Here is a 23,747-nt window from a genome sequence, read left to right on the forward strand (position 1 = left end):
GCGTAAACAGCCCACTGACTATTTAAGCTGTAAACTTTTTTGCACTTATATTTTCCCCCTCCGAATGCGTTAAACCCCTTTGTTTTGCTCATATTTTGAACTTTCTGTTGCCCAGTTGATTACCGATTTTTTATTAATTATTCAATATCACCTGATTGTTTTTTATACTAAAACTTGCTTGTTGTTCGTTTTTTAGCTAATTGTTAATGTGCTGAGCTAATAATAACTCACAGCTTTTTAGTTTTGAGAACACACAATATACACAAACTCGTTGTTGGCGCAGCAAAACCAATCAATATTAAATGAGATTGGCTAAAAAAATAAAAATAACGAATTGGCGTTTAAGCCGTATGCCTCTTCGCTTTGCATTCGCAATAGCATCAAAGGAGCCGTCACATGGGTAAACTGACCTCTACCTTGTGGCTTATATTATGTGTTTTTTCGCACCCAGTTTTGGCTAACAGCCAATACAATATGCGCAAAGGCGTAACCGATATAAGCAATAATGTATATCAGCTGCACATGACCATATTTATAATATGTTGTGTGATTGGGGTGATAGTGTTCGCAATTATGTTTTGGGCACTTATTCATCACCGTAAATCTAAAGGGGCTGTACCTGCCCAATTTCACGAAAGCACTAAAGTAGAAATACTTTGGACTGCAATTCCGTTTGTTATTTTAATTGCTATGGCAGTACCAGCCACTAAAACCCTTATTGCAATGGAAGATGCCAGCAAAGCTGATCTCACTATTAAAATTACGGGTTCGCAATGGAAATGGCATTATGAATATATGGGCGAAGATGTAGAGTTCTACTCTATTTTATCTACCCCGCAAGATGAAATAGCGAATCTTGCAGATAAAAACCCTAACTACTTACTTGAGGTTGATAAGCCTCTTGTACTGCCAATAAATCAAAAAGTACGATTTTTAATGACTTCTGATGATGTTATTCACTCTTGGTGGGTACCTGATTTTGCAGTTAAAAAAGATGCGAACCCCGGCTTTATAAACGAAACATGGACGAACATAAACGAAGAAGGTACTTACCGAGGCCAATGTGCTGAGTTGTGTGGTAAAGACCATGGCTTTATGCCCGTTGTGGTGGTCGCTAAATCTGAAGCTGATTTTAAAACATGGCTTGCAGATGCAAAGCAGGCTAAACAAAAAGCAGCATTAGCAGATGCCGCATTACTTGATAAAACCCTCCCAAAAGAAGAATTAATGACTTTAGGCGAACAAGTATATATGGCTAATTGTGCTGCATGTCATCAACCTACTGGCATGGGGTTACCGGGTGTATTTCCTGCACTTAAAGGCAGCCCGATAGTGCTTGGCGATATAAAAGATCACATTGATGTAGTTATCCATGGACGACCCGGTACGGCAATGCAAGCTTTTGCCAAGCAGTTATCTATAAAGCAATTAGCTGCGGTTATTACTTATAAACGTAATGCGTGGGGTAATGATACGGGTGATGTTATTCAACCGAGTCAAATACAGACAGCACTTGATGCCAAAGTGGAGGCGAACTAATGAGTAGTATAGTAGAACAACCTAACGCCAATGAAGCTCATCATGCTCATCACCCAGCTAAAGGTTTTAAACGCTGGCTTTACACAACTAATCATAAAGATATAGGTAGTTTATATTTAATTTTTTCGCTGACCATGTTCTTAATTGGTGGCGCAATGGCCATGGTGATCAGAGCTGAATTATTTCAACCAGGTTTACAGTTGGTCGACCCTCACTTTTTTAATCAAATGACCACAGTGCATGGTTTAATTATGGTGTTTGGTGCGGTTATGCCCGCCTTTACAGGCCTTGCTAACTGGATGATACCACTTATGATTGGCGCGCCAGATATGGCATTGCCAAGAATGAATAACTGGAGCTTTTGGATTTTACCGTTTGCGTTTTTAATCCTATTGGCATCGTTATTTATGCCTGGTGGGGGTCCTGCATTTGGTTGGACTTTTTATGCACCACTGTCCACAACATACAGTAATGATAATACTGCATTGTTTGTATTTGCCGTACATATTATGGGAATTAGCTCAATAATGGGCGCAATCAATGTGATTGTAACCATAGTGAACTTACGTGCCCCCGGCATGACATGGATGAAGTTGCCCTTATTTGTATGGACGTGGTTAATTACTGCCTTTTTATTAATAGCGGTAATGCCAGTGCTTGCAGGGGCTGTCACTATGGTACTTACCGATAAGTATTTTGCGACCAGCTTTTTTGATGCCGCAGGCGGTGGCGACCCGGTGATGTTCCAACACATTTTTTGGTTTTTTGGTCATCCCGAAGTATACATTATGATTCTTCCTGCCTTTGGCATTATATCTACAATAGTACCTACCTTTTCTCGTAAAAAACTTTTTGGCTATGCCTCAATGGTATACGCCACATCCTCCATAGCACTATTGAGCTTTATTGTATGGGCTCATCATATGTTTACTACTGGGATGCCGGTAGCTGGCGAGTTGTTTTTTATGTACGCGACCATGCTTATATCGGTACCTACAGGAGTAAAAGTATTTAATTGGGTTGCCACAATGTGGAAAGGCTCAATAACTTTTGAAGTGCCAATGCTTTTTAGTATTGCGTTTATTGTGCTGTTTACCTTGGGTGGTTTTTCGGGATTGATGCTGGCAATTACACCTGCTGACTTTCAGTATCACGATACTTATTTTGTAGTGGCGCACTTTCATTATGTATTAGTAACAGGGGCTGTATTTTCGATAATGGCAGGTGCTTATTATTGGCTGCCTAAGTGGACGGGCAATATGTTTAATATCACATTGGCTAAATGGCATTTTTGGCTATCGCTGGTGAGCGTGAACGTACTGTTTTTTCCTATGCATTTTGTAGGGCTTGCCGGTATGCCGCGTCGAATTCCCGATTATGCTCTTCAATTTGCCGACTTTAACGCAATCATAAGTATTGGTGGGTTTGCCTTTGGTTTATCGCAATTGTTGTTTGTAGCTGTGGTAATTAAATGTGCGCGTGGCGGTGATAAAGTGCCTGCAAAAGTATGGGAAGGAGCAGAAGGTCTTGAGTGGGAAGTTGACTCTCCAGCGCCATATCATACTTTTTCTACGCCGCCGGTAATTAAGTAATGACACACGCACCGCTACTCAAACGTTTGGTACTTATTTGCATAGGCATGTTTGCCTTTGCCTTTGCTTTAGTACCTTTGTATGACGTGTTTTGTGATGTAACAGGGCTTAATGGAAAGCCTTCGCTTGAGCAAGCAGAACAAAGTACACAAATAGTACAAAACCGAGAAGTCGGCGTTAGCTTTACTACTCACGCACAAAGTGGTGCACCGTTTGAAGTTAAATCAAAAGAATACAGTGTAGTGGTAAAACCCGGTGCAATGCGTGAAGTAATGTTTAGTGCAAAAAATAACAGCAACCTAGATAAAGTAATGCAGGCTGTACCATCAGTCTCACCAGGTAAAGCGGCAAAGTATTTACATAAAATAGCCTGTTTTTGCTTTGATCAGCAACCTCTAAAAGCAGGGGAAGAGCTTGAATTTAAATTGCTTTTTTATGTTGATACCGCACTGCCAAGCGACATTGAAGAATTAACTTTATCTTATACCGTATTTGATATTAGTGAACAGCTGGTGGCAAGTAATAACTAGCTTTTTAAACTAGTGTGAAACTAGGAGTAAATAAAATGAATCAAGAATCTGAGCATTATTACGTACCAGAGCAAAGCCCGTGGCCTATTGTAGGTGCTGTTGCATTGTTTTTTATTGCAGTAGGGGCAGGCTTGACTGTTATGAGTGTAGGTAAAGAAGGTGGTAGCGGGGTTTATCTGCTTTATGCCGGTATTGCTGTGCTTGTGTATATGCTGTTTAGCTGGTTTAAAAATGTAATTAGTGAATCGGACCAAGGTTTGTACTCAGCACAAATGGATCGCTCTTTTAGACAAGGTATGAGCTGGTTTATTTTTTCTGAAGTTATGTTTTTTATGGCCTTTTTTGGTGCGCTTTTTTATGCACGCGTATTGTCGGTACCTTGGCTTGGAGGTGCAGGCAATAATGCAATGACTAACGAAGTATTATGGCCTACTTTTGAAGCCGTTTGGCCGCTTGTTTCAACACCTGCTGGCGAAACTACTCAAGCTATGGGCTGGCAAGGCTTACCACTTATAAATACCTTAATACTGCTTACCTCCTCAGTTACTTTACATTTTGCCCACGTAGCGATGGAAAACAATAAACGCACTCCACTTAAGGTTTTTTTAGGCGCTACTATTTTATTGGGCGTTTGCTTTTTAGGGCTGCAAGTTGAGGAGTACATGCATGCATATAATGACCTTAATCTAACGCTAGATGCGGGTATTTACGGTAATACGTTCTTTTTATTGACTGGTTTTCATGGCATGCATGTAACGCTAGGAACCGTACTTTTATTTGTAATATTTTTACGGATATTAAAAGGGCACTTTACTAAAGATAAGCACTTTGCTTTTCAAGCAGCTGCTTGGTATTGGCACTTTGTTGATGTGGTGTGGCTGTGTTTGTTTGTATTTGTATATGTGCTGTAGCGTTTATTGGCGAATTATTTGCTTTAATAAAACCAAGTTTAAGCGCTGCAATAACAACAACTAAAACAACGATCGAAAACAATACGCGACGACCTAAAAAGTGAGACATAGGTCGTCCCCCTGTTTTCCCTGACACCATAATAAACAATGCTCTAAATAAGTTAAAAAGTATAAATATTAACAACAGTACGATAATAATTTTAATAATCACTGAGTTGACCCTTTATGCAGTTAGTTTTATGGCACAAACAAAAGCTTAGCTCACTAATCACACTTTGTATGGTTGTGGTTGTTGTACTTGTGTGTGTGCGATTAGGGTTTTGGCAGTTGGAGCGAGGTGAGCAAAAGCAGCAACAACTAACCGCCATAGCTAAGCAACAGACTCGTGGTGTGATGAGCTGGTCTCAATTACTTAACTTGCCTGATAGCTGGAACAAAACTGGTGTATTGGTTGAGTTAAAAGGGCGGTTTGTACAAAACCAATATTGGCTTTTAGATAATCAAGTTTATAACGGACAAGTAGGGTACGACTTACTTGCTTTACTAAAGCCAGACACCGAAGAAAAAGTGATTTTAGTTAATTTAGGATGGGTAAAAGCGCCTATATCTAGAGATGCACTGCCAAAGGTTGCTCTGCCTACAGGTGTTTTTATTCTTAAAGCGCAAATAAAAGAAAATAACTTAAGTAGCTTTACGCTTGAAGATAAAACTACAAATAACGACTTACCTACAAGAATCCAATCTATCGACTTGAATATGCTGAGCACTCAAAGCCAGCAATCATTAATTAATTTTATGGCTTACAGACAAGGTACTGGTGATGAGATTGCAACACCTCATTATGAGGCCGTTGTTATGAGCCCTCAAAAGCATAATGCCTACGCTTTGCAATGGTTTTTAATTGCTATTGCATGTGCTGTTGTGGCTATTTTTGCGAGTAAAAAAAGGACACATAATGAAAAATAATCCCCTATTGTTGTTTGTGGGTTGCTGCGCTATCCCATTAATTTTGGCATATGGCGCATTAAAGTTTGATTGGTTGCCTACTGCAATTACTAATAATGGCGAGTTTTTAAGCCAAGAAATAAAACTTAAAAATTGGCCGAAAAATAATCCCAAACAATGGACTATCGCACTTAATTATTCAAACGAATGTAACACCCCATGCAGCGAACAACTCAATGCACTTAATAACTTATATGTGGCACTTGGTAAAAACCAAGGCAAGGTTGATATGGCTGTAATGGGAAGTCCCGACAATAAAAATCTACCATGGAAAATTATTACCGAGCAACAGAGTTTAAATCCTGCAAGTTTATATTTAATTGATCATATGGGGTTAGTGGTACTTGAATATCCCTTTAAGGTCGAGCCACAAGAAAACCGTTTAGTACAAAAAGGGTTATTAAAAGATCTAAAAAAATTACTTAACTATTCTCGTTCTAGCTAACTAAGTTGAGCTTAAGTTGGAGTATCTGATGTATAAAAATTATAAAAACTTAGTATTAATAACAGGATTACTCGCTTTGATTGTAGTTGCTTTAGGTGCGTACACCCGCTTAAGTGATGCAGGATTAGGGTGCCCCGATTGGCCAGGTTGTTATGGCTTTTTAACGGTACCTAAGCATGAGGCTGACATAGCCTTAGCAACTCAAAGCTACCCCGATATGATGTTCGAAACCGCAAAAGCGTGGAAAGAAATGATTCATCGCTACTTTGCAGGTGCTTTAGGTTTACTTATTTTAGGTTTATTTGTGTTGGCTTTTTTAAAACGCCAATATCCAACTACGCCAGTTAAATTGCCTTTGGCTTTACTTCTACTAGTGGTGTTTCAGGCTGCCCTTGGTATGTGGACAGTAACCATGAACCTTCAGCCGCTTATTGTAATGGGGCACTTATTAGGTGGCTTTAGTATTTTGTCACTTATAACGCTTTTATATTTACGGCTAACCGCAAAACCTATTATGGGTGGTGATAGCGGCGCAAAACGCTATTTTGGTTTAAGTTTAGTAGCGCTCAGTGTATTAATTATCCAAATTGCACTTGGTGGTTGGCTGGCTGCAAATTACGCCGCTCCTCATTGTAGTGGTTTGCCATTGTGTAATTACGCACAACCGTTTTCATTGAGTAGCGTATTTCAATTACCACTTGAGCACAGTAATTATGAGTTTGGTGTGTTATCGCAGCAAGCGCGTATGTCTATTCATTTATTACACCGCATTTGGGCACTGGTTACTTGCATCGTTCTGGCGCTAATTATGTGGAAAATATACAGCCAAGCGTACTCTAAAAAAATTAAAAATTGCGTGGTGAGTGTATTACTTGTTCTGCTTTGCCAAATTAGCTTAGGGCTTATTTTAGTACATTGGCATATTCCGTTGGGAGTTGCATTGGCGCATAACTTGATGGCTGCCATACTATTATTAAGCATGGTTAGGTTGTGTTATTACCTAAAATCACGCACATAAAGGGGAAATATAATGGCACTTATAATTGATAAAAAAATACTGCTACCCGTTAATGCTCAATCGCTAATTTCGCGTACTCATAATTTGCTGCAAGACTACTTAGCAATTAGTAAATTTAAAGTGGTAGCCATGCTGGTACTAACAGCTTGGGTTGGTTTAGCGCTGGCTCCTGATGTAGGGCGAGGTATGGCTGTACAGTTTATTAGCTTGTTAGGTATAGGGCTACTTTCTGCTGCTGCAGCGGTTATTAATCATGTGGTTGATAGTGAGATAGACTCAAAAATGGCAAGGACTCGTCATCGCCCTGTGGCTAAAGGGCGTTTAAGTAAAACACATGCGCTTAGTTTTGCAGCTGTTATTGGGGTTGCGGGTTTTATTATGCTGATGGTGTGCGCTAATACCTTAACCGCTATATTAACGTTATTTGCATTGGTAGGTTATGCATTTGTTTATACATCATTTTTAAAGCGTGCAACGCCGCAAAATATTGTTATAGGTGGGTTGGCTGGCGCAATGCCTCCATTATTAGGTTGGGTGTCAGAAACAAACCAAATGGCAGCAGCCCCTTGGTTACTCGTAATGATAATATTTACCTGGACCCCACCACACTTTTGGGCGCTGGCTATAGCACGAAAAAGTGATTATGAACGCGCTAAAATTCCTATGTTACCAGTAACCCATGGAATCGACTTTTGTAAAACGTGCGTCGTTGCCTACTCCGTTTTACTCGCTGTAGTTTGCGTATTACCTTATTTAATTGGTATGTCTGGATTAATATATTTAATAGGTGCGTGTGTATTAAATGCAGTGTTTATATATAAAGCCGTCAAATTAAAAATTGCTGGAAATGATGAGACTGCAATGGACTTATTCCGTTTTTCGATTATTCATTTAATGGTACTCTTTGTAATCTTATTTATAGATAAATGGCTCCCTTTATGAAGCAGTTATGGCTTGGATTAATTGTTGTTTTAGTTTTGTTTTTATCAGCATGTTCAAATGAAAATAGTCCGCCAGATGTAGATGCATTAGTTTACGAAAATGCAAAGCCACTGTCTGATTTTACGCTAAACGATCAGCGCGGCGAATTAGTGACTAAGCAACAATTTGTAGGACAGTGGAATTTAGTATTTTTAGGCTATACAAGCTGTCCAGATATTTGTCCATTAACACTTGCTAAGTTAAATGCTGTTTATAAAAACTTACAAGCAGATTATCCGTTGCAAATTTGGTTTTTATCGGTTGATCCAAAACGCGATACACCAGCTAAACGAAAGCAATATATAGATTACTTTAATCCTGATTTTTTAGCTGTATCAGGGGAACATAAACACCTTTTTCCTGTTGTTAGAGAGCTTGGTTTAATTTACGCGATTAGCGATAGTAGTGAATCAGAATATGCAGTTGATCATAGTGCTTCGGTCGCTATGGTTGATCAAAATGGAGCGGTTAGAGCTATTTTTAAACCAGAATTTAAACAAGGTAGTGTGCCATTAATTAATGCGACGATTTTAACGCAAGAGTTTAAAAAAATAGCCGATTACTACAAAAACTAGTTTTTACTTTTTACCAATTTGAAAGGAGCTTTAGGCTCCTTTTTTTGTTTTTTAACGATGATTTAAATTTAATTAAGCATTTTATGGCAATTTTAATAACTAGGGCTAAGCTTTTGTTATGAATTGAATTGACAGGGAATGCACCTACTAAATGCTAAAACTTCCAAGCGAACTTGCTATTACGCAAGTTGAAACACTACATCAAGATTTACTGCACGAACTCAATAGCAACGATGATATCTGTCTTGATATTAACGATGTGATTTCTGCTGATACTGCCTCAATTCAACTTTTATGCGCCTTACAAAAACACCTACTTACCATACAGCACAAAATCATTTGGGTAGGCAGTAGCGAGGCCTTAACACATACAATCAATAAACTTGGCTTAAGCCAATACTTAACAACCGAAAGTAAAAGTTAGGGGTATATATGAAAAGAATTTTAGCGGTTGATGACTCAGCATCGATGCGTCAAATGGTGAGCTTTACATTAAAAACCGCAGGGTTTGATGTAACCGAAGCTAAAGATGGCAGTGAAGCTCTCGCTATTGCCAAGCAGCAAGACTTTGATGCCGTGATCTCAGATGTAAACATGCCAATAATGGATGGAATTACATTAATACGAGAGCTGCGTACTTTGCCTCGTTATAAATTTACACCATTACTGATGCTTACAACTGAGTCGGGTTTAGAAAAAAAAGTAGAAGGTAAAGCTGCTGGGGCAACAGGCTGGATTGTTAAACCATTTAATCCCGATCAGCTACTAGCGGTAATTAAAAAAGTTATTCGCTAAGGAGCGCAGTGTGAGTATAGATTTAAGTCAATTTTTTGAAGTTTTCTTTGAAGAGAGTTTTGAAGGCCTAGATACTATGGAGGCTGAGCTATTAAACTTAGTGCCAGGTGAGGAAGATTTAGAAACTATCAACACTATTTTTAGAGCTGCTCACTCAATAAAAGGAGGCAGTGGGACATTTGGTTTTAGCTCCGTTGCTGACTTTACTCATGTACTTGAAACATTACTAGATCAAATTCGCCAAGGTGAACGAGAACTTAGTACCGAGCATGTTAATTTATTACTCAAAGCTGTGGATTGCTTACGCGCTTTACTTGCTGCACTTCAAGGTGAACAAGAGCCAGATTTAACCGAAGCAGATTTGTTAAAAGTACAATTTGAACATGTACTTGGAATGAAAAATGAAACACATGAGAATAAACCTCAAAGCTGTGAAGAGCAAACAAGTAGTAATACCTATCAAATAGACTTTAAACCTCATCATCATTTATTTAAAACAGGAAACGAGCCACTGTATATGATCAGTGAGCTTGAAGAGCTAGGTGAGTTAGAAACCACAGTATTTTACGATGAAGTTCCAGAAATCAACGATTTAAGTAGTGATGAATGTTTTTTACATTGGCGCTTTTTTTTAAGCACTAGCCATGATGAAAAAGCCATAAAAGAAGTGTTTGAATGGGTTGAAGATGATGCCGACATAAAAGTGGAATTATGTGGAGGCTTATTTGGCAATGATGAGCCAATACAACCTAATCAAGATGAGATATCTAAAGCTGTTGAGCTTGAAGAACCCGATTCAATAAAAGTAGCTGAGTTACCAAGTAAGCCACAGCAACCCGTTGCTAATAAAGATAAAAAACCTGCAAGTACACCAGAGTCTACCTCTATTCGTGTTGGCATTGATAAAGTTGATTCGTTAATAAATATGGTTGGTGAACTTGTTATTACACAAGCCATGCTAAATCAACTCAGCGAACAAGAAATCACACCAGCCACAATTACTTTACTGCAGGAAGGCTTAGCACAACTTGCACATAATACGCGTGATTTACAAGAAAATGTGATGCGTATTCGTATGCTCCCAATTAATTTTGTATTTAGTCGTTTTCCTCGATTAGTGCGAGATATAGCGCAAAAGCTAAATAAGCAGGTTGAGCTAAAGCTGATTGGAGAGCAAACCGAGCTTGATAAAACAGTAATGGAAAAAATATCTGACCCTATGGTGCATTTAGTAAGGAACTCACTTGATCATGGGTTAGAGACTGTTGAGCAAAGACTGGCGGCAGGTAAAGCTCCCGTTGGCACGGTAACCTTAAATGCATTTCATCAGGGTGGAAACATCGTTATTGAAATAATGGATGATGGGCAAGGGTTAAATACAAAAAAAATAAAAGAAAAAGCCATCGCTAACGAATTAATCTCAGCTGATAACCATCTCAGTGACGATGAAATAAATGAGCTTATTTTTATGCCCGGCTTTTCGACAATGGATGAGGTAAGTGACTTATCTGGACGTGGAGTTGGGATGGATGTTGTTAAGCGAAATATCCAATCATTAAATGGGTCAGTGGAAGTAACCTCAGCGCCCGGTGTTGGTTCTACGTTTACTATTAGATTACCCCTTACTCTCGCTATTTTAGATGGGCAATTAGTTAAGGTGGCTCAGCATACTTATATTATTCCGCTCATTTCTATTGTGGAGTCACTGCAAATTGATATTGCAAAAGTGAGTCGAGTGGGTAAAAGCCTTGATGTATTGAGGCTTCGAGACGAATACATTCCTATTTTAAGGCTTTACGATATTTTTAATCATAAAAATGCTATTGAATCACTCGATAAAACGCTGCTTGTTGTTGTAGAAACAGATAACCAAAAGGTGGGTTTATTAGTTGATGATTTACTGTCTCAACAGCAGGTTGTTATTAAAAGTTTAGAGGCAAACTACCATAAAGTGGATGGCGTATCGGGTGCTACCATTTTAGGAGATGGACGTGTATCGCTGATTGTGGACATTAGCGGCTTAATAAAGCTCTCAGGCTTAAAAAAGCCAGGTAGCCAAGAACTAACTATTGAAACGCAAGCCACTTTGGAGGCGTTATGAGCTCAGATCAAAGCCAGTTAAGTAACCAATTAAATCTTCAGCAACAGCAAGGTGTAAAACAGTTTTTAACTTTTATTATGGCTGATGAAGAATATGGCGTTGATATTTTAACAGTACAAGAAATCCGCAGCTGGGAAGAAATTACAGTACTGCCCAATGCACCTGAATTTGTAAAAGGCGTTATTAATTTACGCGGAACAATAGTGCCAATTATTGATTTACGGTTGCGCTTTGGATTACCAAGTGTCGATTATGGACCATTAACGGTGGTTATCGTTGTCAAAATAGAATTTGAACTAGGTAGTAAAATTATAGGTGTTGCTGTTGATGCCGTTTCTGATGTTTACAGTATTGCGGAGCAAGATGCGAAAGCGGTTCCTAGTTTGTCTGAATCGAGTAATTGTGAATATGTAGCTGGGTTGGTGAATGTTGGTGAAAAAATGGTAGCGCTAATTGACCTGCAAAAAACAATGAATATTTAGCAAATAGAAACTAAATGAATAATAAACTTAAAGGTGGTGATGAGCATGGGATGGTTTAGTAATCCAAAGCAGTCAAAATCAAGTAATGATTTAATTGTAGACGCATTGAATAAATCATTAGCGGTGATTGAATTTGAACCTAACGGAAAAATAATTACTGCAAATATGAATTTTCTAAACGCGATGGGCTATCGTCTTGAGGAGGTTCAAGGCCAGCATCACTCGATGTTTGTTGACCCAGATGAAGCTCAGGGCAACGATTATAAGAACTTTTGGCAACGCCTGCGTAATGGCGAGTTTATCTCAGATGAGTTTAAGCGTAATGCAAAAGGTGGAGCTGAGGTATGGATCCAAGCAACTTATAACCCAATTGTTGATGAGCAAGGGCAAGTATTAAAAGTAGTTAAGTTTGCCACCGACGTGACCGAGCAAAAGTTAATAGCAGCAGAAGCTTCAGGGCAAATTAGTGCTATAAGTAAATCTCAAGCGGTTATCGAATTTAATTTAGATGGCACTATTATTGATGCCAATGATAACTTTTTAAATGCGCTTGGCTATCAACTTAGCGAGATTAAAGGCCAGCACCATAGGCTTTTTATTGATCCCGAACTTGCAAATAGTATCGAATATAAAGAATTTTGGGCCAAACTAGGTCGCGGTGAATTTGATTCAGGGGAATATTTAAGAATAGGAAAGCAGGGTCAGGAGGTTTGGATTCAAGCATCTTATAATCCAATTTATGATATGAACGGCAAGCCGTTTAAAGTGATTAAATATGCATCTGATATTACTGAACAAAAAGAGCTTGAAAAAGCATCTCGCAAAGCAGCCGATTTAGCAAATGCGCTTAAAGTTTGCCAAGCAAACGTAATGATTGCTGATGAAAACCTTAATATAGTATTTGTGAACGACCGTGTTCAGCAAATGCTAAAAGTCCGCGAAAAAGAATTACAAACCGTATTGCCAAGCTTTTCTGTTGATAATTTAATTGGCACCTGTGTTGATGATTTTCATAAGCACCCTAGTCATCAACGTGATTTATTAAAAAACCTAGATAAGCCCTATAAAGCCGAGCTACTGTTAGCAGGTGTCACTTTTACCTTGATTGCTTCACCTTGGATCAGTCAAGACGGAAAGCATTTAGGCACCATTGTTGAGTGGGAAGATAGAACCAATGAAGTTGCGCTTGAAAAAGAAATCGCTGAGCTTATTGGCGCTGCAGGTAATGGGGAATTAGATACAAGAGTTGCGGAAGATGGGAAGGAAGGGTTCTTTTTACGTTTGGCTCAAGGGTTAAATAGCTTAGTTAAAATAGTTGATGATGCCGTTGCCGACACTGGCAATATGCTCGATGCGATGGCAAGTGGTGATTTATCAAAACGTATTGAACAAGAATACAAAGGTTCATTTGATAAACTTAAACGCGACGCAAATGCAACGGCAGATAAATTAACAGAAGTGATTAATCGCATAAATTCATCGGCAACGTTAGTAGCCAGTGGTGCAGAAGAAATTTCTCAAGGTAATGCTGATTTAAGCCAACGTACAGAAGAGCAAGCCTCGTCACTTGAAGAAACAGCGTCAAGTATGGAAGAGATGACCAGTACCGTTCGTCAAAATGCTGATAACGCAAAAGTAGCGAACGATCTAGCAGAAGAAACCTGTGAAAAAGCAATTCAAGGTGGTGAAGTTGTTAATAAAGCTGTTACGAGCATGTCGGCAATTAATGAGTCGAGCAAAAAAATTGCAGATATTATCGGTGTCATCGATGAAATCGCGTTTCAAACTAATTTATTAGCGCTTAATGCTGCAGTAGAAGCTGCAAGAGCCGGTGAGCAAGGTCGAGGCTTTGCAGTTGTTGCAGGTGAGGTTCGTAACTTAGCGCAGCGCTCTGCGGGCGCAGCGAAAGAAATTAAAGAGTTAATACGAGATAGTGTAGGCAAAGTAGCTGATGGCTCTCAATTAGTTAATGAGTCGGGCGCTACACTTAAAGAGATTGTTGTGTCAGTGCAAAGAGTGACGCAAATGATTTCTGATATTACAGAGGCATCTGAAGAGCAAAGTGCAGGTATTGAACAAGTTAATAAAGCTATTTCTCAAATGGACGAAATGACGCAACAAAATGCCGCTCTAGTAGAGCAAGCCTCTGCTGCTGGTGAGTCTATGGCTGAGCAAGCTAATGAGATGCGCCGATTACTTAACTTTTTCTCAGTAGATCAGCAAGAGATGATAATGATGTCATCAACTATGCGAACCCCTGAACTATCTCATGAGCCGCAAAGTCGTTTTGTGAGTAATAAGCCCAGGGGCGATAACTTTGTAGACTCAGCTGATGAGTGGGAAGAGTTTTAATATTTAGCCTTTTTATGCCTCGTCTAATAAATAGTTACAGCGAGGCACTACTTGTTAGCGTTAGGTTTAATTGAGAGCGAACAATGAAAGAGTTTTTGTGTACCGACCGCGACTTTAAGGAAATTGCCAGCTTAGTTTACAGCGCATGTGGAATTGTATTAGGGGATCATAAGCGAGAGATGGTTTATTCACGCTTAGCAAGACGTATTAGGGAGCGTAAATTAACTGATTTTAAAGCTTACTTAGAGTATCTGAATAGTCATAAAGATCAGGAATTTGATGCCTTTATTAATGCAATAACAACGAACTTAACGTCTTTTTTTCGTGAAATACATCACTTTGAATTTATAAAAACTGAGCTTGTACCTGCTCTTTTAAAGGCAAATAAAAACAGTAAACGAGTAAGAATCTGGTCTGCAGGTTGCTCCACAGGGGAAGAGCCCTACAGCTTGGCGATGACTTTAAATAATGCATTTCCGAGCAATTGGGATGTAAAAATACTAGCAACCGATTTAGATTCTAATGTATTGGCAAAAGCACAAAAAGGTATTTACACCGCAGCGAATGTTAACGGCTTAGATGACGTGCAACTTAAGCGTTGGTTTTTAAAAAGTAAAGACGGTGAAAACTATAAAGTTAGAGATAAACTAAAAGAGTCTATTTCTTTCAAGCGTTTAAACTTATTGCAAGATTGGCCAATGAAAGGATCATTTGATCTTATTTTATGTCGTAATGTTGTTATTTACTTTGATAAAGAAACAAAAGATCAGCTTTTTAAGCGCTACGCCAATATATTAAATGAACAAGGTTATTTGTTTTTAGGCCACTCAGAAAGTATGGGTAAAGAGCATTCGCAATTCAAAAATTTAGGGAAAACTATGTACCAAAAGGGACAAAATGCACGCTGAGTTTAGGCCGGTATTACCTAACTTTGAACATATTAAACGATACTGGGATTCGGGCCGAGGTAGCGTTGTTGCTAAAGTACTTCCGGGTGAGTTTTATGTTTCTAAAAATAATGAACTGATCTCTACAGTTCTGGGTTCGTGTATTGCGGCTTGTGTATACGATGAAGTACTTGGTATTGGCGGGATGAATCACTTTATGTTACCAATTCAAAAGGGAGTAGAACTTAAAAATGCGCATAGTTTAAGTTGTCGGTACGGTAATTGGGCTATGGAGTATCTTATAAACGAAGTTTTAAAAAATGGCGCGTCTCGGTGTAACCTAAAAGTAAAACTTTTTGGCGGGGGGAAAATTATTAGTGCGATGACTGATATAGGGCTGGGTAATATTAGTTTTGCAGCAGCGTATATTAAAGAAGAGGCATTAAATCTAGTTGCCCACGATATGGGTGGACCATGGCCACGAAAAATATTTTTTCATCCGAACACCGGTAAAGTTCATATGAAAAAACTTAAAAACCTACATAATAATACGATTGAAAAACGCGAAGTCCGTTACTTACAAAACCTTAAAAAGCAAGAAGTAGTAACCGATATAGAGCTGTTTTAGGAGTATGCATGATTAAAGTATTAATAATTGACGACTCCCCTTTGATTAGGCGTTTACTCACTGAAATATTACAACAAGCTAAAGACATTACAGTAGTGGGGAGCGCAGAGGATCCCTATGAAGCTCGCGAAATGATAAAAAAACTCAGTCCTGATGTATTAACGCTCGACGTAGAAATGCCAAAAATGGATGGTATTAGTTTTTTAAAAAATTTAATGCGATTAAGGCCAATGCCAGTCGTGATGATTTCAACTCTGACGCAAAAAGGCTCTCCTATTACACTCGAAGCACTCGAATTAGGGGCTGTTGATTTTATAGCTAAGCCTACTAATAACGTAAGAGAGCAATTGAGCCAATATGCATCACTTGTCCAACAAAAGGTGCGAATAGCTGCTGGAGCAAGAGTAAGAAGCTATAAAAAAACGGTCGTAACAAATGAGCCTATTAATACTCATTCTCAGTTTTTACTTAATAAAGTAATAGCGGTAGGTGCTTCAACGGGAGGGACTGAGGCTATAAAAGAAGTACTTATTAAAATGCCACAAAATTGCCCGCCCATTGTAATTACTCAGCATATTCCTCCTGTGTTTAGCGCTTCATTTGCTGAGCGAATGAATCGTACATGCACGATAAATGTGAAAGAGGCTGAACATGGCGATAAGCTTAGCGCGGGCTGGGCTTATATAGCACCGGGTGGGTTTCATTTAAGTATTAAAAAACGAGGTGTTAGCTTGTATTGCCAGCTTGATGATGGCGAGCCGGTGAACAGACATAAACCTGCGGTAGATGTGTTGTTTAACTCATTAGTCGAAACTGGGGCTAAAAACGTAGTTGCAGCCATACTAACAGGAATGGGGAGTGATGGCGCAAAAGGGTTGCTTGCACTAAAACAAAGCGGAGCATATACCTTGGCTCAAGATGAGTACTCGTCTGTGGTATGGGGTATGCCTAAGGCTGCTGCTGAGCTAAATGCAGCTAACGAGATAGTTGCGCTGGATAAAGTAACCCAGCGGCTTTTACATCAGGCCGTTAAGGTTTAGATGCTTCAATTACCCAAGGCTGCGAAAACCAAAAGTAATCACCAGGGCTTGAAATAGAAGGGGCCGTGCAATTAAAACGAGAACGCCCTTTATTAAGCACCTTTGGTGAGGTGATTTCGACAGTATCTTTAGTTATCCATTTTAAATCTGCTTGGCCTACGCTTGATACATAACAGGCAAATTGGCTCTTATGAAAATCACCCATCTTAAATTCCATTGTGAGCGTGGGTGGATTTTGCTGTGTAACGCTATCTTGATAAGTTAAATTGGTGATATTAAACGCGCGTGAGTTGAGCTTAGTAATAAGGGTTTCTAGCTTGCTGTAAAAGCCTGATGCAGGAAAACGCGGCAAGCGGCTAAAATTAGAATCTTTATTTACAGCGCCTGAGTGCTGGCCAATACCCACAAAACCAAGCTCTGTCACGAGTGCTTGCAGCTCGTTATTAAACTCACCATACGGGTATGCTAAGTATTTATAGTCGTGGCCTATTTCTTCTTTTATGCGCTTTTGAGAGCTAAGAATATCTTGCTTAATACGTGATTGCCATTGTGCATCGGTTTCGTTTTCAAGCTTAAGGTGTAAGTAATCATGTTGTCCGCTATGATTGGCTATTAATGCTCCTTTTTTAGATAACTCTTTAAGCTTATCCCACCCCATTACGTAACTCATGCCTTCGTCTATTAATTTAGGGTTTACGAAGATAGTGTACGGGTAGCCAAACTTTTCTAAAATAGGCGCAGCTTGTTCATAGTTATTGTTATAACCATCATCAAAGGTGATGGCGAGTGTTTTATCAGGTAAAGTTTCACCTTGTTGAAGCGCGCTAATTAACTCATTAAGAGGAATAACGTTAAAGTTGTGCTCTTTTAAATAGCTTAAATGCTCCGTAAATGTATTTGCGCTAACGCTCGTGACAGCGGGTAGGGTTTCACTAACATGATGATACTGTAAAATAATGGCTGCTTGAGCCCGTACAGATACACTAATGAGGATAAATAACACTAAATGAAACAATTTCTTATACATAATAAGGCACACCATAAAAGCTTGCTGTTGTTAGCGGGTCCGATGATACTATCAAATATCACAGTGCCGTTGTTAGGAATTGTTGATACTGCTGTAATTGGGCACTTAGGAAGCGCTCATTACTTAGCGGGTATTGCCCTTGGCTCTGCAGTTATATCTATTTTATTTTGGCTTGCTGGCTTTTTAAGAATGAGTACCACGGGGCTCGTGGCACAAGCATACGGAAAAAACGATTTAACCCAACTTGCTGCATTACTTAAACGAAGCCTATTGCTTGCAAGCGCAGTGGCCGTGCTATTAATTGTGTTATCCCCATTAATAAAGCACGCTATAGCTTACCTCTCCGCAGCCAATAGCGACGTACTTAACCAAGCTTATCAGTATTTTAGCATTCGTATTTTTAGTGCTCCAGCAGCATTATGTAATTTAGTGTTACTGGGGTGGATGCTTGGTGTGCATTATGGTCGAGGTCCATTTTATTTATTACTCGTCACTAATATCGTTAATATAGTGCTCGATATTTATTTTGTTGTTTATTTAGATTGGGCAGTTGCAGGCGCTGCATGGGCGTCACTTATTGCTGACTATACAGCACTAGTATTTGCACTGTTTTTAGTGGCTAAACTAGCTAAAAAACAAGACATTGATCTAAATGTACCGAACTGGTTGAGTATTAGCAAAATGGCTGAATTATTGAGTTTGAATAGAGATATATTTATTCGCTCTTTAATACTGCAATTATGCTTTAGTTTTATGACATTTTACGCGGCGCGTATAGGCGAAACCACATTAGCTGCTAATGCTGTTTTACTTAACTTTTTAATGTTGGTGAGCTTTGCTCTTGATGGCGTTGCTTACGCGTCTGAGGCAAAAGTAGGGCAAGCTAAAGGCCAAGGAAGTGTTAAGAATATAGAGCTGTGGGTTAAAATAAGCGTATTTTGGGGTATGCTTTTTGGTGTGTTATATAGCCTATTTTTTGCATTATTTGGCAACACCATAATCAAGCTTTTAACCAATGTGCCAGAGGTTATTCAAGAAGCAACGCATTATTTACCATGGATAGTAGTATTACCAATTTTGGCCATGAGTTGCTTTTTGTTTGATGGTGTTTTTGTAGGGCTTACGCGAGCAAAGAACATGCGTAACAGTATGATACTTTCAGCTGGAGTTGGCTTTTTTGGTGTGTTTTGGGTGTTTATAGACTTGCAAAATAACGGGTTATGGCTGGCTATGAGCTGTTTTATGTTAATGCGGGGGGTTACATTAATAATTAAATATCACCACTTAAAAATAAATAATCAGCTATTAGATTAAATAAATGGTTTATTTCCAGAGATCGGGGTCGTGGTGTTTAGGGCCCATATCTTTTAAAACTTGTGAAAAACGATTAGCAAAAATACCGCAGTAGCCCCAACCGGCAAAAAATAATGCGGGGAGTAAAATTATAACGCCAATTATTTGTAAGCTGTAGTGGGTGTAATACCCAATTGATATGAATATCACGGCTAGCACAAACAGTGCTAAGCCGCGAAAAAAGCGCTTTAAGCTTAGCTTAGGATTGCTCCCTAAACGATAGATAAGCTGCTTTAGCATTTACAAGGCCTAATAGTAAGAGTGATCGCCCGCTTCGTGTTCTGTTATATCAGCAACACCGGTGATTTCTTCAAACTTAGCTATCATTTCTTTTTCAATGCCTTCTTTTAGTGTTACATCGATCATAGAACAACCGTTACAACCACCACCAAACTGAAGTATAGCTATACCTGCAGCTGTAATCTCAACAAGGCTTACTTGACCACCGTGGTTAGCAAGTTGTGGATTTACTTCGGTTTCTAGCATGTGCTGTACACGTTCGTTTAACGATGCATCGTCACCTATTTTACGCGCCTTTGCATTTGGTGCTTTTAGCGTTAACTGAGTACCCATTTTGTCGGTAACAAAATCGATTTCAGCTTCTTCTAAAAATGGAGCACTTTCTGCATCTACTACGGCATCAAAACCGTTAAAGTTTAGGCGAATATCGCTCGCTTCTACAGCGTCTTCTGGACAATAAGACACACCACATTCCGCTTGTGATGAACCAGGGTTTACAACAAACACACGAATATTGGTTTGTTGTGATTGATCTGCTAATAGTTTAGCAAAATGCGCTTGCGCTGTTTCGGAAATAGAAATCATAAAACCATCTATACTTGACTAAATTACTCGGATACTGCGTATCATACTCCGCTCATCGTGTTGCGGCTAGTGTTGAGCGTAAAAAGTTGGCATCTATTTTAAGCAATGGTAGCGTGCAAACAACGAACATTTTTTGAGTGATTTATATGCGTTTGGTATTAACTTTAATGGTGGTGTTGCTTAGCTTTTCAAGTGTAGCTAAGCCACTTTCGTATTATTTTGAACAAGATGTAAAATTTGACCCTTCAATTCCTACTCCTGAGCAAGTACTCGGTTACGAAGTAGGAGAGTGGCACGTGAGACACGATCAGCTCGTACGTTATATGGAAATACTTGCTGATAAAAGCGACCGTATAAATTTTGAAGTGATTGGCCGCACACATGAACAACGCCCCCTTGTCATGCTAACAATTACAGCAGCTGATAAGTTATCAAGCATAGAGCAGACACGCCAAGCTCACTTAGCACGCTTAAGTAACGATGGATCAGATGCTAATTCTACAAAGCAGCCTGCCGTTGTATGGATGGGGTATAGTGTGCATGGTAATGAGTCATCAGGTAGTAACTCATCTTTGCTGGTGGCATATTACTTAGCTGCTGCACAAGGTGCTGAAATAGATGAGCTATTAAACAACACGGTTATTTTACTCGACCCTTCGCTTAATCCTGACGGACTTGCTCGTTTTGCTAACTGGGCCAACAGTAACCGAGGTATGAACTTATCAAGCGACCCTAAAACCCGTGAACATGTTGAAAACTGGCCAAGTAGTCGTACCAATCATTACTGGTTTGATTTAAATCGTGACTGGTTATTACTACAACATCCTGAATCGCGCGCGCGTATTGCTAAATTTCATCAGTGGAAACCAAATGTTTTAACCGATTTTCATGAAATGGGACCAAACAGCAGTTACTTTTTTCAGCCAGGTATCTCTAGTCGTAAGCATCCTATAACACCGGATGAAAATGTAACGTTAACTAAAGCGATTGCTAACTATCACGCAAAAACGTTAGATGAAAACAACGCACTGTACTTTACCGAAGAAAGCTTTGACGACTTCTATTACGGTAAAGGTTCAACCTATCCCGATGTAAATGGTGGTGTAGGTATTTTATTTGAGCAAGCAAGTTCTCGCGGGCATATCCAAGACACCATAAATGGACCTTTGAGCTTTCCCTTTACTATTAAAAATCAACTATTAACGAGTTTATCTACCTTTAAAGCCGCTGTTGATAACCGCCAAGCATTACTTGATTACCAAGCTAAGTTTTATAATCAAGCTACTGATTTAGCCAGTGATGAAAGCTTTGAAGGTTATGTAATTGAGGGCGCGGATGACAACACTCGTATTAAAGATTTTTTAGGGTTGTTAAAACAGCATCAAATAGATGCTTTTTCGCTTACTAAATCACTCAAGGCAAATGGCAACAACTATACAACCAATAGCTACTTTGTGCCCTTAGCCCAGCCACAGTACCGCCTAATAAAAGCTATTTTTAGCGAGCAAAAAAACTTTGCTGATAACACCTTTTATGACGTATCTGGCTGGACTTTAGCGCATGCGTTTAACTTACCTTTTGCAAAAGTAAAAAGCAGTTGGGGTTTAGAGGTTGCAAGTAAACCGTGGCAAAAAGCGGTAAAACCTTCTTTTGCTTCACTTGAGCAAGGCTATGCGTTTGGCTTTTCGTGGGATGATTACCTAGCACCTAAAATGCTAAACAGCCTGTTAAAGCAAGGTATTAAAGCGCGTGTTGCGCTAAGTCCACTAACAGCCAAATCAAACTCAAGTGAAGTAAGCTTTGATGCTGGTAGTATTGTTGTGCCAGCAGGCTTACAAACGAATAATGATTGGGTGGGAATATTAAATAAAGCACAAAACGAGTTTGGAATTGCAATCAAGCCTATTAACTCAGGGCTTACAAGCAAAGGAGCCGATTTAGGGTCTCGTACAATGGCGGTTGTTAGCGAGCCAAAAGTATTATTGGTAGGTGGTAAAGGTGTAAGCCAGTACGAAGCTGGCGAAGTATGGTATTACCTCGATCGCTTTGTAGGTGTTGCGCCAACAATTGTTGAAATGGAGCGTTTAAACTCTATTGAACTCAGTAATTACAGCCATATAGTACTTGCTCATGGTAACTACAATAGCTTATCTGATACCGACAAAGTGGCTATAAAAAGCTGGGTAAGAAAAGGCGGCGTTATTTGGGGCCATAAAGGCGGTGCTAAATTTTTAGCTGATCAGCAATTACTCAAAGCAAGCTATCTATCACGACAAGATGTAGCGAGTGCATTTAAAACGACAGGTTTAAGTTATGGCGATAAGGACCATTTAGCAGGACGTCAACGCATTGCAGGAGCTATTTTTAATACTAATGTAGATTTAACTCACCCACTTACATTTTCACTTAAACGCAATACATTGCCCGTATTCAAAAACAGTACTTGGTTGCTAGAAGCTTCCGATGCGCCATTCGTAAATGTACTTACCTATACTAAAAAGCCATTGTTAGCGGGTTTTACCGATGCTGTTAATGTTGAGCAAGTTGCTGGTGGTGCTGGCTTAATTGCGCACTCATACGGGCGAGGTACAGTGATAGGTATGACCGACGACCCTGTATTTAGAGGTTACTGGTATGGGACTAGTCGACTACTAAGCAACGCTTTATTTTTTGGCCATACGTTTCGTGCAAATGGCGAATAATACCAATTAGCTTAATTAAGTAATCTATTTTGAGGATGGAAAAACGTGTTGATAGCTAGGCAAAAAATTCGCTAATTAGTTGTTCTCGGCAATTGCTCCTGGATTGCTCTACCTTCTGCATCCATGCAGTCGTAAATGAGAATTTTTTAACACAGGTAGCGACACGTTTAGCCCCGCAAAATGATTAAGTATTATTGCGGATTGGTTTAATACTTTTTAATAATTAAATAGGCGTTAAGCAAGTTGTAAAAGCCCACACTTGTTTAGCGCCTGCTTGTTTTAGTGCACTAGTAGCTGCGTTTAATGTTGCCCCTGTCGTCATCACATCATCAACAATAGCGACTGTTTTACCTGCCATGTCTTGTGTACAAATAAAGGCATTTTTTAAGTTTCTTATACGCTTTGCTTTGGATAGCTCCGACTGAGCTTGTGTTTTTTTATCGCGAATAAGAACATTACTTAGTGGGGCGTAATTAGCTAAACAGGGTTGCCATACTTGGCTTACCTGATTAAATCCGCGAGTAATAAAGCGGCTTTTATGAAGAGGTAAAATAATAAAGGTATCTGGCAAATTAGGGCTTTGCTCAAAAAACTGCGTTAACTGTTTTTGTATAATTTGCTGCAATGCCTTTTTATAATGAATTTGATTATTAAATTTTAGCCTTTTAAGCCAATGCTCAAAGGGAGGTTGATAAAAAGCGCATGCAAATAATTTATCAAACTCGCAATTAGGAAACATCTCAATAATATCAGGTCGATGCAATAAGCTCGTATGCTTACTAAAATCAAACAATGGTAAATCTTCAAGGCAATAATCACATAGCCCTAAAGAGGTCGTAATCGAGTTTTGACACTGCACGCAATAAGAGGGAAATAACCAATTTAAAACGGCTTGTTTCACAGACTCGCTCCTTGCATTGCAATCGCCTTTCTAAACGTTATGATGAGCCTAAGTTTGG

The 23,747-nt window shown here is 39.2% G+C and carries 24 protein-coding genes; 19 read left to right on the forward strand and 5 right to left on the reverse strand.

Annotated elements, in window-relative coordinates; translation table 11 throughout:
• The first annotated feature begins 396 nt into the window (after window positions 1-396).
• From coxB to H5087_RS14850, 4 genes are read left to right on the forward strand one after another with little or no spacing between them, the layout of a single operon-like run.
• Complete coding sequence (gene coxB, locus H5087_RS14835; RefSeq protein ID WP_039489140.1) at window positions 397-1,539, forward strand: cytochrome c oxidase subunit II; 1,143 nt, start codon at window positions 397-399, stop codon at window positions 1,537-1,539.
• Window positions 1,539-3,131 carry a cytochrome c oxidase subunit I gene (gene ctaD / locus H5087_RS14840; protein ID WP_002959615.1) on the forward strand — a complete coding sequence of 531 codons (1,593 nt, stop codon included), beginning with the start codon at window positions 1,539-1,541 and terminating at the stop codon, window positions 3,129-3,131. Before coxB ends, ctaD begins: the two co-directional genes overlap by 1 nt.
• The gene (locus H5087_RS14845) at window positions 3,131-3,661 is read left to right on the forward strand and encodes a cytochrome c oxidase assembly protein (protein ID WP_002959612.1); all 531 of its coding nucleotides are present in this window, start codon (window positions 3,131-3,133) and stop codon (window positions 3,659-3,661) included. Before ctaD ends, H5087_RS14845 begins: the two co-directional genes overlap by 1 nt.
• Window positions 3,662-3,696: 35 nt before the next feature.
• A complete protein-coding gene (locus tag H5087_RS14850; RefSeq protein WP_182672559.1) occupies window positions 3,697-4,572 on the forward strand; it encodes a cytochrome c oxidase subunit 3 in 876 nt (291 codons plus the stop codon).
• On the opposite strand, the gene H5087_RS20305 is transcribed toward H5087_RS14850, so the two are convergent.
• The gene (locus H5087_RS20305; protein WP_165744785.1) at window positions 4,475-4,783 is read right to left on the reverse strand and encodes a DUF2909 family protein; all 309 of its coding nucleotides are present in this window, start codon (window positions 4,781-4,783) and stop codon (window positions 4,475-4,477) included. The two genes, H5087_RS14850 and H5087_RS20305, sit on opposite strands and share 98 nt — an antisense overlap.
• Before the next feature lie 14 nt (window positions 4,784-4,797).
• Here H5087_RS20305 and H5087_RS14860 point away from each other — a divergent pair, with 14 nt between their 5' ends.
• The 13 genes from H5087_RS14860 to H5087_RS14920 all read left to right on the forward strand — a co-directional run bounded on the left by H5087_RS14860 (window position 4,798) and on the right by H5087_RS14920 (window position 16,881).
• Window positions 4,798-5,538, forward strand: coding sequence for an SURF1 family protein (locus H5087_RS14860; protein ID WP_165724162.1), 741 nt, complete (start codon window positions 4,798-4,800; stop codon window positions 5,536-5,538).
• Window positions 5,528-6,022 (forward strand): transmembrane cytochrome oxidase associated protein, encoded by a 495-nt coding sequence (locus H5087_RS14865; protein ID WP_182672560.1) that lies wholly within the window; start codon window positions 5,528-5,530, stop codon window positions 6,020-6,022. The genes H5087_RS14860 and H5087_RS14865 overlap by 11 nt, the downstream gene beginning before the upstream one ends.
• Before the next feature lie 28 nt (window positions 6,023-6,050).
• Window positions 6,051-7,040, forward strand: a complete 990-nt coding sequence (locus H5087_RS14870; protein WP_007584952.1) for a heme A synthase — start codon at window positions 6,051-6,053, stop codon at window positions 7,038-7,040.
• Window positions 7,041-7,052: 12 nt separating this feature from the next.
• Window positions 7,053-7,982 carry a heme o synthase gene (gene cyoE / locus H5087_RS14875; RefSeq protein WP_182672561.1) on the forward strand — a complete coding sequence of 310 codons (930 nt, stop codon included), beginning with the start codon at window positions 7,053-7,055 and terminating at the stop codon, window positions 7,980-7,982.
• Entirely contained in the window at window positions 7,979-8,596 is a 618-nt protein-coding gene (locus H5087_RS14880) for an SCO family protein (protein ID WP_182672562.1), read from the forward strand. Before cyoE ends, H5087_RS14880 begins: the two co-directional genes overlap by 4 nt.
• Before the next feature lie 151 nt (window positions 8,597-8,747).
• The gene (locus H5087_RS14885; protein ID WP_002959595.1) at window positions 8,748-9,020 is read left to right on the forward strand and encodes an STAS domain-containing protein; all 273 of its coding nucleotides are present in this window, start codon (window positions 8,748-8,750) and stop codon (window positions 9,018-9,020) included.
• An 8-nt stretch (window positions 9,021-9,028) separates the two neighbouring features.
• Window positions 9,029-9,391 carry a response regulator gene (locus H5087_RS14890; RefSeq protein ID WP_182672563.1) on the forward strand — a complete coding sequence of 121 codons (363 nt, stop codon included), beginning with the start codon at window positions 9,029-9,031 and terminating at the stop codon, window positions 9,389-9,391.
• A 10-nt stretch (window positions 9,392-9,401) separates the two neighbouring features.
• The gene (locus H5087_RS14895; RefSeq protein ID WP_182672564.1) at window positions 9,402-11,492 is read left to right on the forward strand and encodes a chemotaxis protein CheA; all 2,091 of its coding nucleotides are present in this window, start codon (window positions 9,402-9,404) and stop codon (window positions 11,490-11,492) included.
• Window positions 11,489-11,974, forward strand: a complete 486-nt coding sequence (locus H5087_RS14900) for a chemotaxis protein CheW (RefSeq protein ID WP_002959588.1) — start codon at window positions 11,489-11,491, stop codon at window positions 11,972-11,974. The genes H5087_RS14895 and H5087_RS14900 overlap by 4 nt, the downstream gene beginning before the upstream one ends.
• A 45-nt stretch (window positions 11,975-12,019) precedes the next feature.
• Window positions 12,020-14,326, forward strand: coding sequence for a methyl-accepting chemotaxis protein (locus tag H5087_RS14905; RefSeq protein ID WP_182672565.1), 2,307 nt, complete (start codon window positions 12,020-12,022; stop codon window positions 14,324-14,326).
• 83 nt (window positions 14,327-14,409) lie between these two features.
• Window positions 14,410-15,234: a protein-glutamate O-methyltransferase CheR gene (locus H5087_RS14910; protein ID WP_182672566.1), complete on the forward strand. Its 825-nt coding sequence runs from the start codon at window positions 14,410-14,412 to the stop codon at window positions 15,232-15,234.
• Window positions 15,224-15,841: a chemoreceptor glutamine deamidase CheD gene (gene cheD / locus H5087_RS14915; RefSeq protein ID WP_039489124.1), complete on the forward strand. Its 618-nt coding sequence runs from the start codon at window positions 15,224-15,226 to the stop codon at window positions 15,839-15,841. The genes H5087_RS14910 and cheD overlap by 11 nt, the downstream gene beginning before the upstream one ends.
• An 8-nt stretch (window positions 15,842-15,849) precedes the next feature.
• Window positions 15,850-16,881 (forward strand): chemotaxis response regulator protein-glutamate methylesterase, encoded by a 1,032-nt coding sequence (locus H5087_RS14920; protein WP_149594710.1) that lies wholly within the window; start codon window positions 15,850-15,852, stop codon window positions 16,879-16,881.
• On the opposite strand, the gene H5087_RS14925 is transcribed toward H5087_RS14920, so the two are convergent.
• Entirely contained in the window at window positions 16,871-17,908 is a 1,038-nt protein-coding gene (locus H5087_RS14925; RefSeq protein ID WP_182672567.1) for a polysaccharide deacetylase family protein, read from the reverse strand. The two genes, H5087_RS14920 and H5087_RS14925, sit on opposite strands and share 11 nt — an antisense overlap.
• Here H5087_RS14925 and dinF point away from each other — a divergent pair.
• Window positions 17,888-19,222, forward strand: a complete 1,335-nt coding sequence (gene dinF, locus H5087_RS14930; RefSeq protein ID WP_182672568.1) for an MATE family efflux transporter DinF — start codon at window positions 17,888-17,890, stop codon at window positions 19,220-19,222. The genes H5087_RS14925 and dinF overlap by 21 nt on opposite strands.
• 9 nt (window positions 19,223-19,231) lie before the next feature.
• Here dinF and H5087_RS14935 read toward each other — a convergent pair whose 3' ends face one another.
• Together H5087_RS14935 and nfuA are read right to left on the reverse strand one after the other, a co-directional pair.
• Complete coding sequence (locus H5087_RS14935) at window positions 19,232-19,501, reverse strand: hypothetical protein (protein WP_002959572.1); 270 nt, start codon at window positions 19,499-19,501, stop codon at window positions 19,232-19,234.
• 9 nt (window positions 19,502-19,510) lie between these two features.
• A complete protein-coding gene (gene nfuA / locus H5087_RS14940) occupies window positions 19,511-20,086 on the reverse strand; it encodes a Fe-S biogenesis protein NfuA (protein ID WP_002959571.1) in 576 nt (191 codons plus the stop codon).
• 146 nt (window positions 20,087-20,232) lie between these two features.
• On the opposite strand from nfuA, the gene H5087_RS14945 reads away from it, so the two are divergent.
• Window positions 20,233-22,788, forward strand: coding sequence for a M14 family zinc carboxypeptidase (locus H5087_RS14945; protein WP_182672569.1), 2,556 nt, complete (start codon window positions 20,233-20,235; stop codon window positions 22,786-22,788).
• A gap of 223 nt (window positions 22,789-23,011) precedes the next feature.
• Here the strand turns inward: H5087_RS14945 and H5087_RS14950 are convergent, their stop codons facing one another.
• Entirely contained in the window at window positions 23,012-23,689 is a 678-nt protein-coding gene (locus H5087_RS14950; protein ID WP_024596110.1) for a ComF family protein, read from the reverse strand.
• Window positions 23,690-23,747 lie beyond the last annotated feature (58 nt).

The sequence above is a fragment of the Pseudoalteromonas sp. SR43-7 genome (genome assembly GCF_014163785.1).
Lineage (GTDB): Bacteria > Pseudomonadota > Gammaproteobacteria > Enterobacterales > Alteromonadaceae > Pseudoalteromonas > Pseudoalteromonas distincta.

Coding starts and splice junctions, on each gene's coding strand:
- coxB (WP_039489140.1), top strand. CDS start 397: ATGGGTAAACTGACCTCTACCTTGTGGCTTATATTATGTGTTTTTTCG.
- ctaD (WP_002959615.1), top strand. CDS start 1,539: ATGAGTAGTATAGTAGAACAACCTAACGCCAATGAAGCTCATCATGCT.
- H5087_RS14845 (WP_002959612.1), top strand. CDS start 3,131: ATGACACACGCACCGCTACTCAAACGTTTGGTACTTATTTGCATAGGC.
- H5087_RS14850 (WP_182672559.1), top strand. CDS start 3,697: ATGAATCAAGAATCTGAGCATTATTACGTACCAGAGCAAAGCCCGTGG.
- H5087_RS14860 (WP_165724162.1), top strand. CDS start 4,798: ATGCAGTTAGTTTTATGGCACAAACAAAAGCTTAGCTCACTAATCACA.
- H5087_RS14865 (WP_182672560.1), top strand. CDS start 5,528: ATGAAAAATAATCCCCTATTGTTGTTTGTGGGTTGCTGCGCTATCCCA.
- H5087_RS14870 (WP_007584952.1), top strand. CDS start 6,051: ATGTATAAAAATTATAAAAACTTAGTATTAATAACAGGATTACTCGCT.
- cyoE (WP_182672561.1), top strand. CDS start 7,053: ATGGCACTTATAATTGATAAAAAAATACTGCTACCCGTTAATGCTCAA.
- H5087_RS14880 (WP_182672562.1), top strand. CDS start 7,979: ATGAAGCAGTTATGGCTTGGATTAATTGTTGTTTTAGTTTTGTTTTTA.
- H5087_RS14885 (WP_002959595.1), top strand. CDS start 8,748: ATGCTAAAACTTCCAAGCGAACTTGCTATTACGCAAGTTGAAACACTA.
- H5087_RS14890 (WP_182672563.1), top strand. CDS start 9,029: ATGAAAAGAATTTTAGCGGTTGATGACTCAGCATCGATGCGTCAAATG.
- H5087_RS14900 (WP_002959588.1), top strand. CDS start 11,489: ATGAGCTCAGATCAAAGCCAGTTAAGTAACCAATTAAATCTTCAGCAA.
- H5087_RS14905 (WP_182672565.1), top strand. CDS start 12,020: ATGGGATGGTTTAGTAATCCAAAGCAGTCAAAATCAAGTAATGATTTA.
- H5087_RS14910 (WP_182672566.1), top strand. CDS start 14,410: ATGAAAGAGTTTTTGTGTACCGACCGCGACTTTAAGGAAATTGCCAGC.
- cheD (WP_039489124.1), top strand. CDS start 15,224: ATGCACGCTGAGTTTAGGCCGGTATTACCTAACTTTGAACATATTAAA.
- H5087_RS14920 (WP_149594710.1), top strand. CDS start 15,850: ATGATTAAAGTATTAATAATTGACGACTCCCCTTTGATTAGGCGTTTA.
- dinF (WP_182672568.1), top strand. CDS start 17,888: ATGAAACAATTTCTTATACATAATAAGGCACACCATAAAAGCTTGCTG.
- H5087_RS14925 (WP_182672567.1), bottom strand. CDS start 17,908: ATGTATAAGAAATTGTTTCATTTAGTGTTATTTATCCTCATTAGTGTA.
- H5087_RS14935 (WP_002959572.1), bottom strand. CDS start 19,501: ATGCTAAAGCAGCTTATCTATCGTTTAGGGAGCAATCCTAAGCTAAGC.
- nfuA (WP_002959571.1), bottom strand. CDS start 20,086: ATGATTTCTATTTCCGAAACAGCGCAAGCGCATTTTGCTAAACTATTA.
- H5087_RS14945 (WP_182672569.1), top strand. CDS start 20,233: ATGCGTTTGGTATTAACTTTAATGGTGGTGTTGCTTAGCTTTTCAAGT.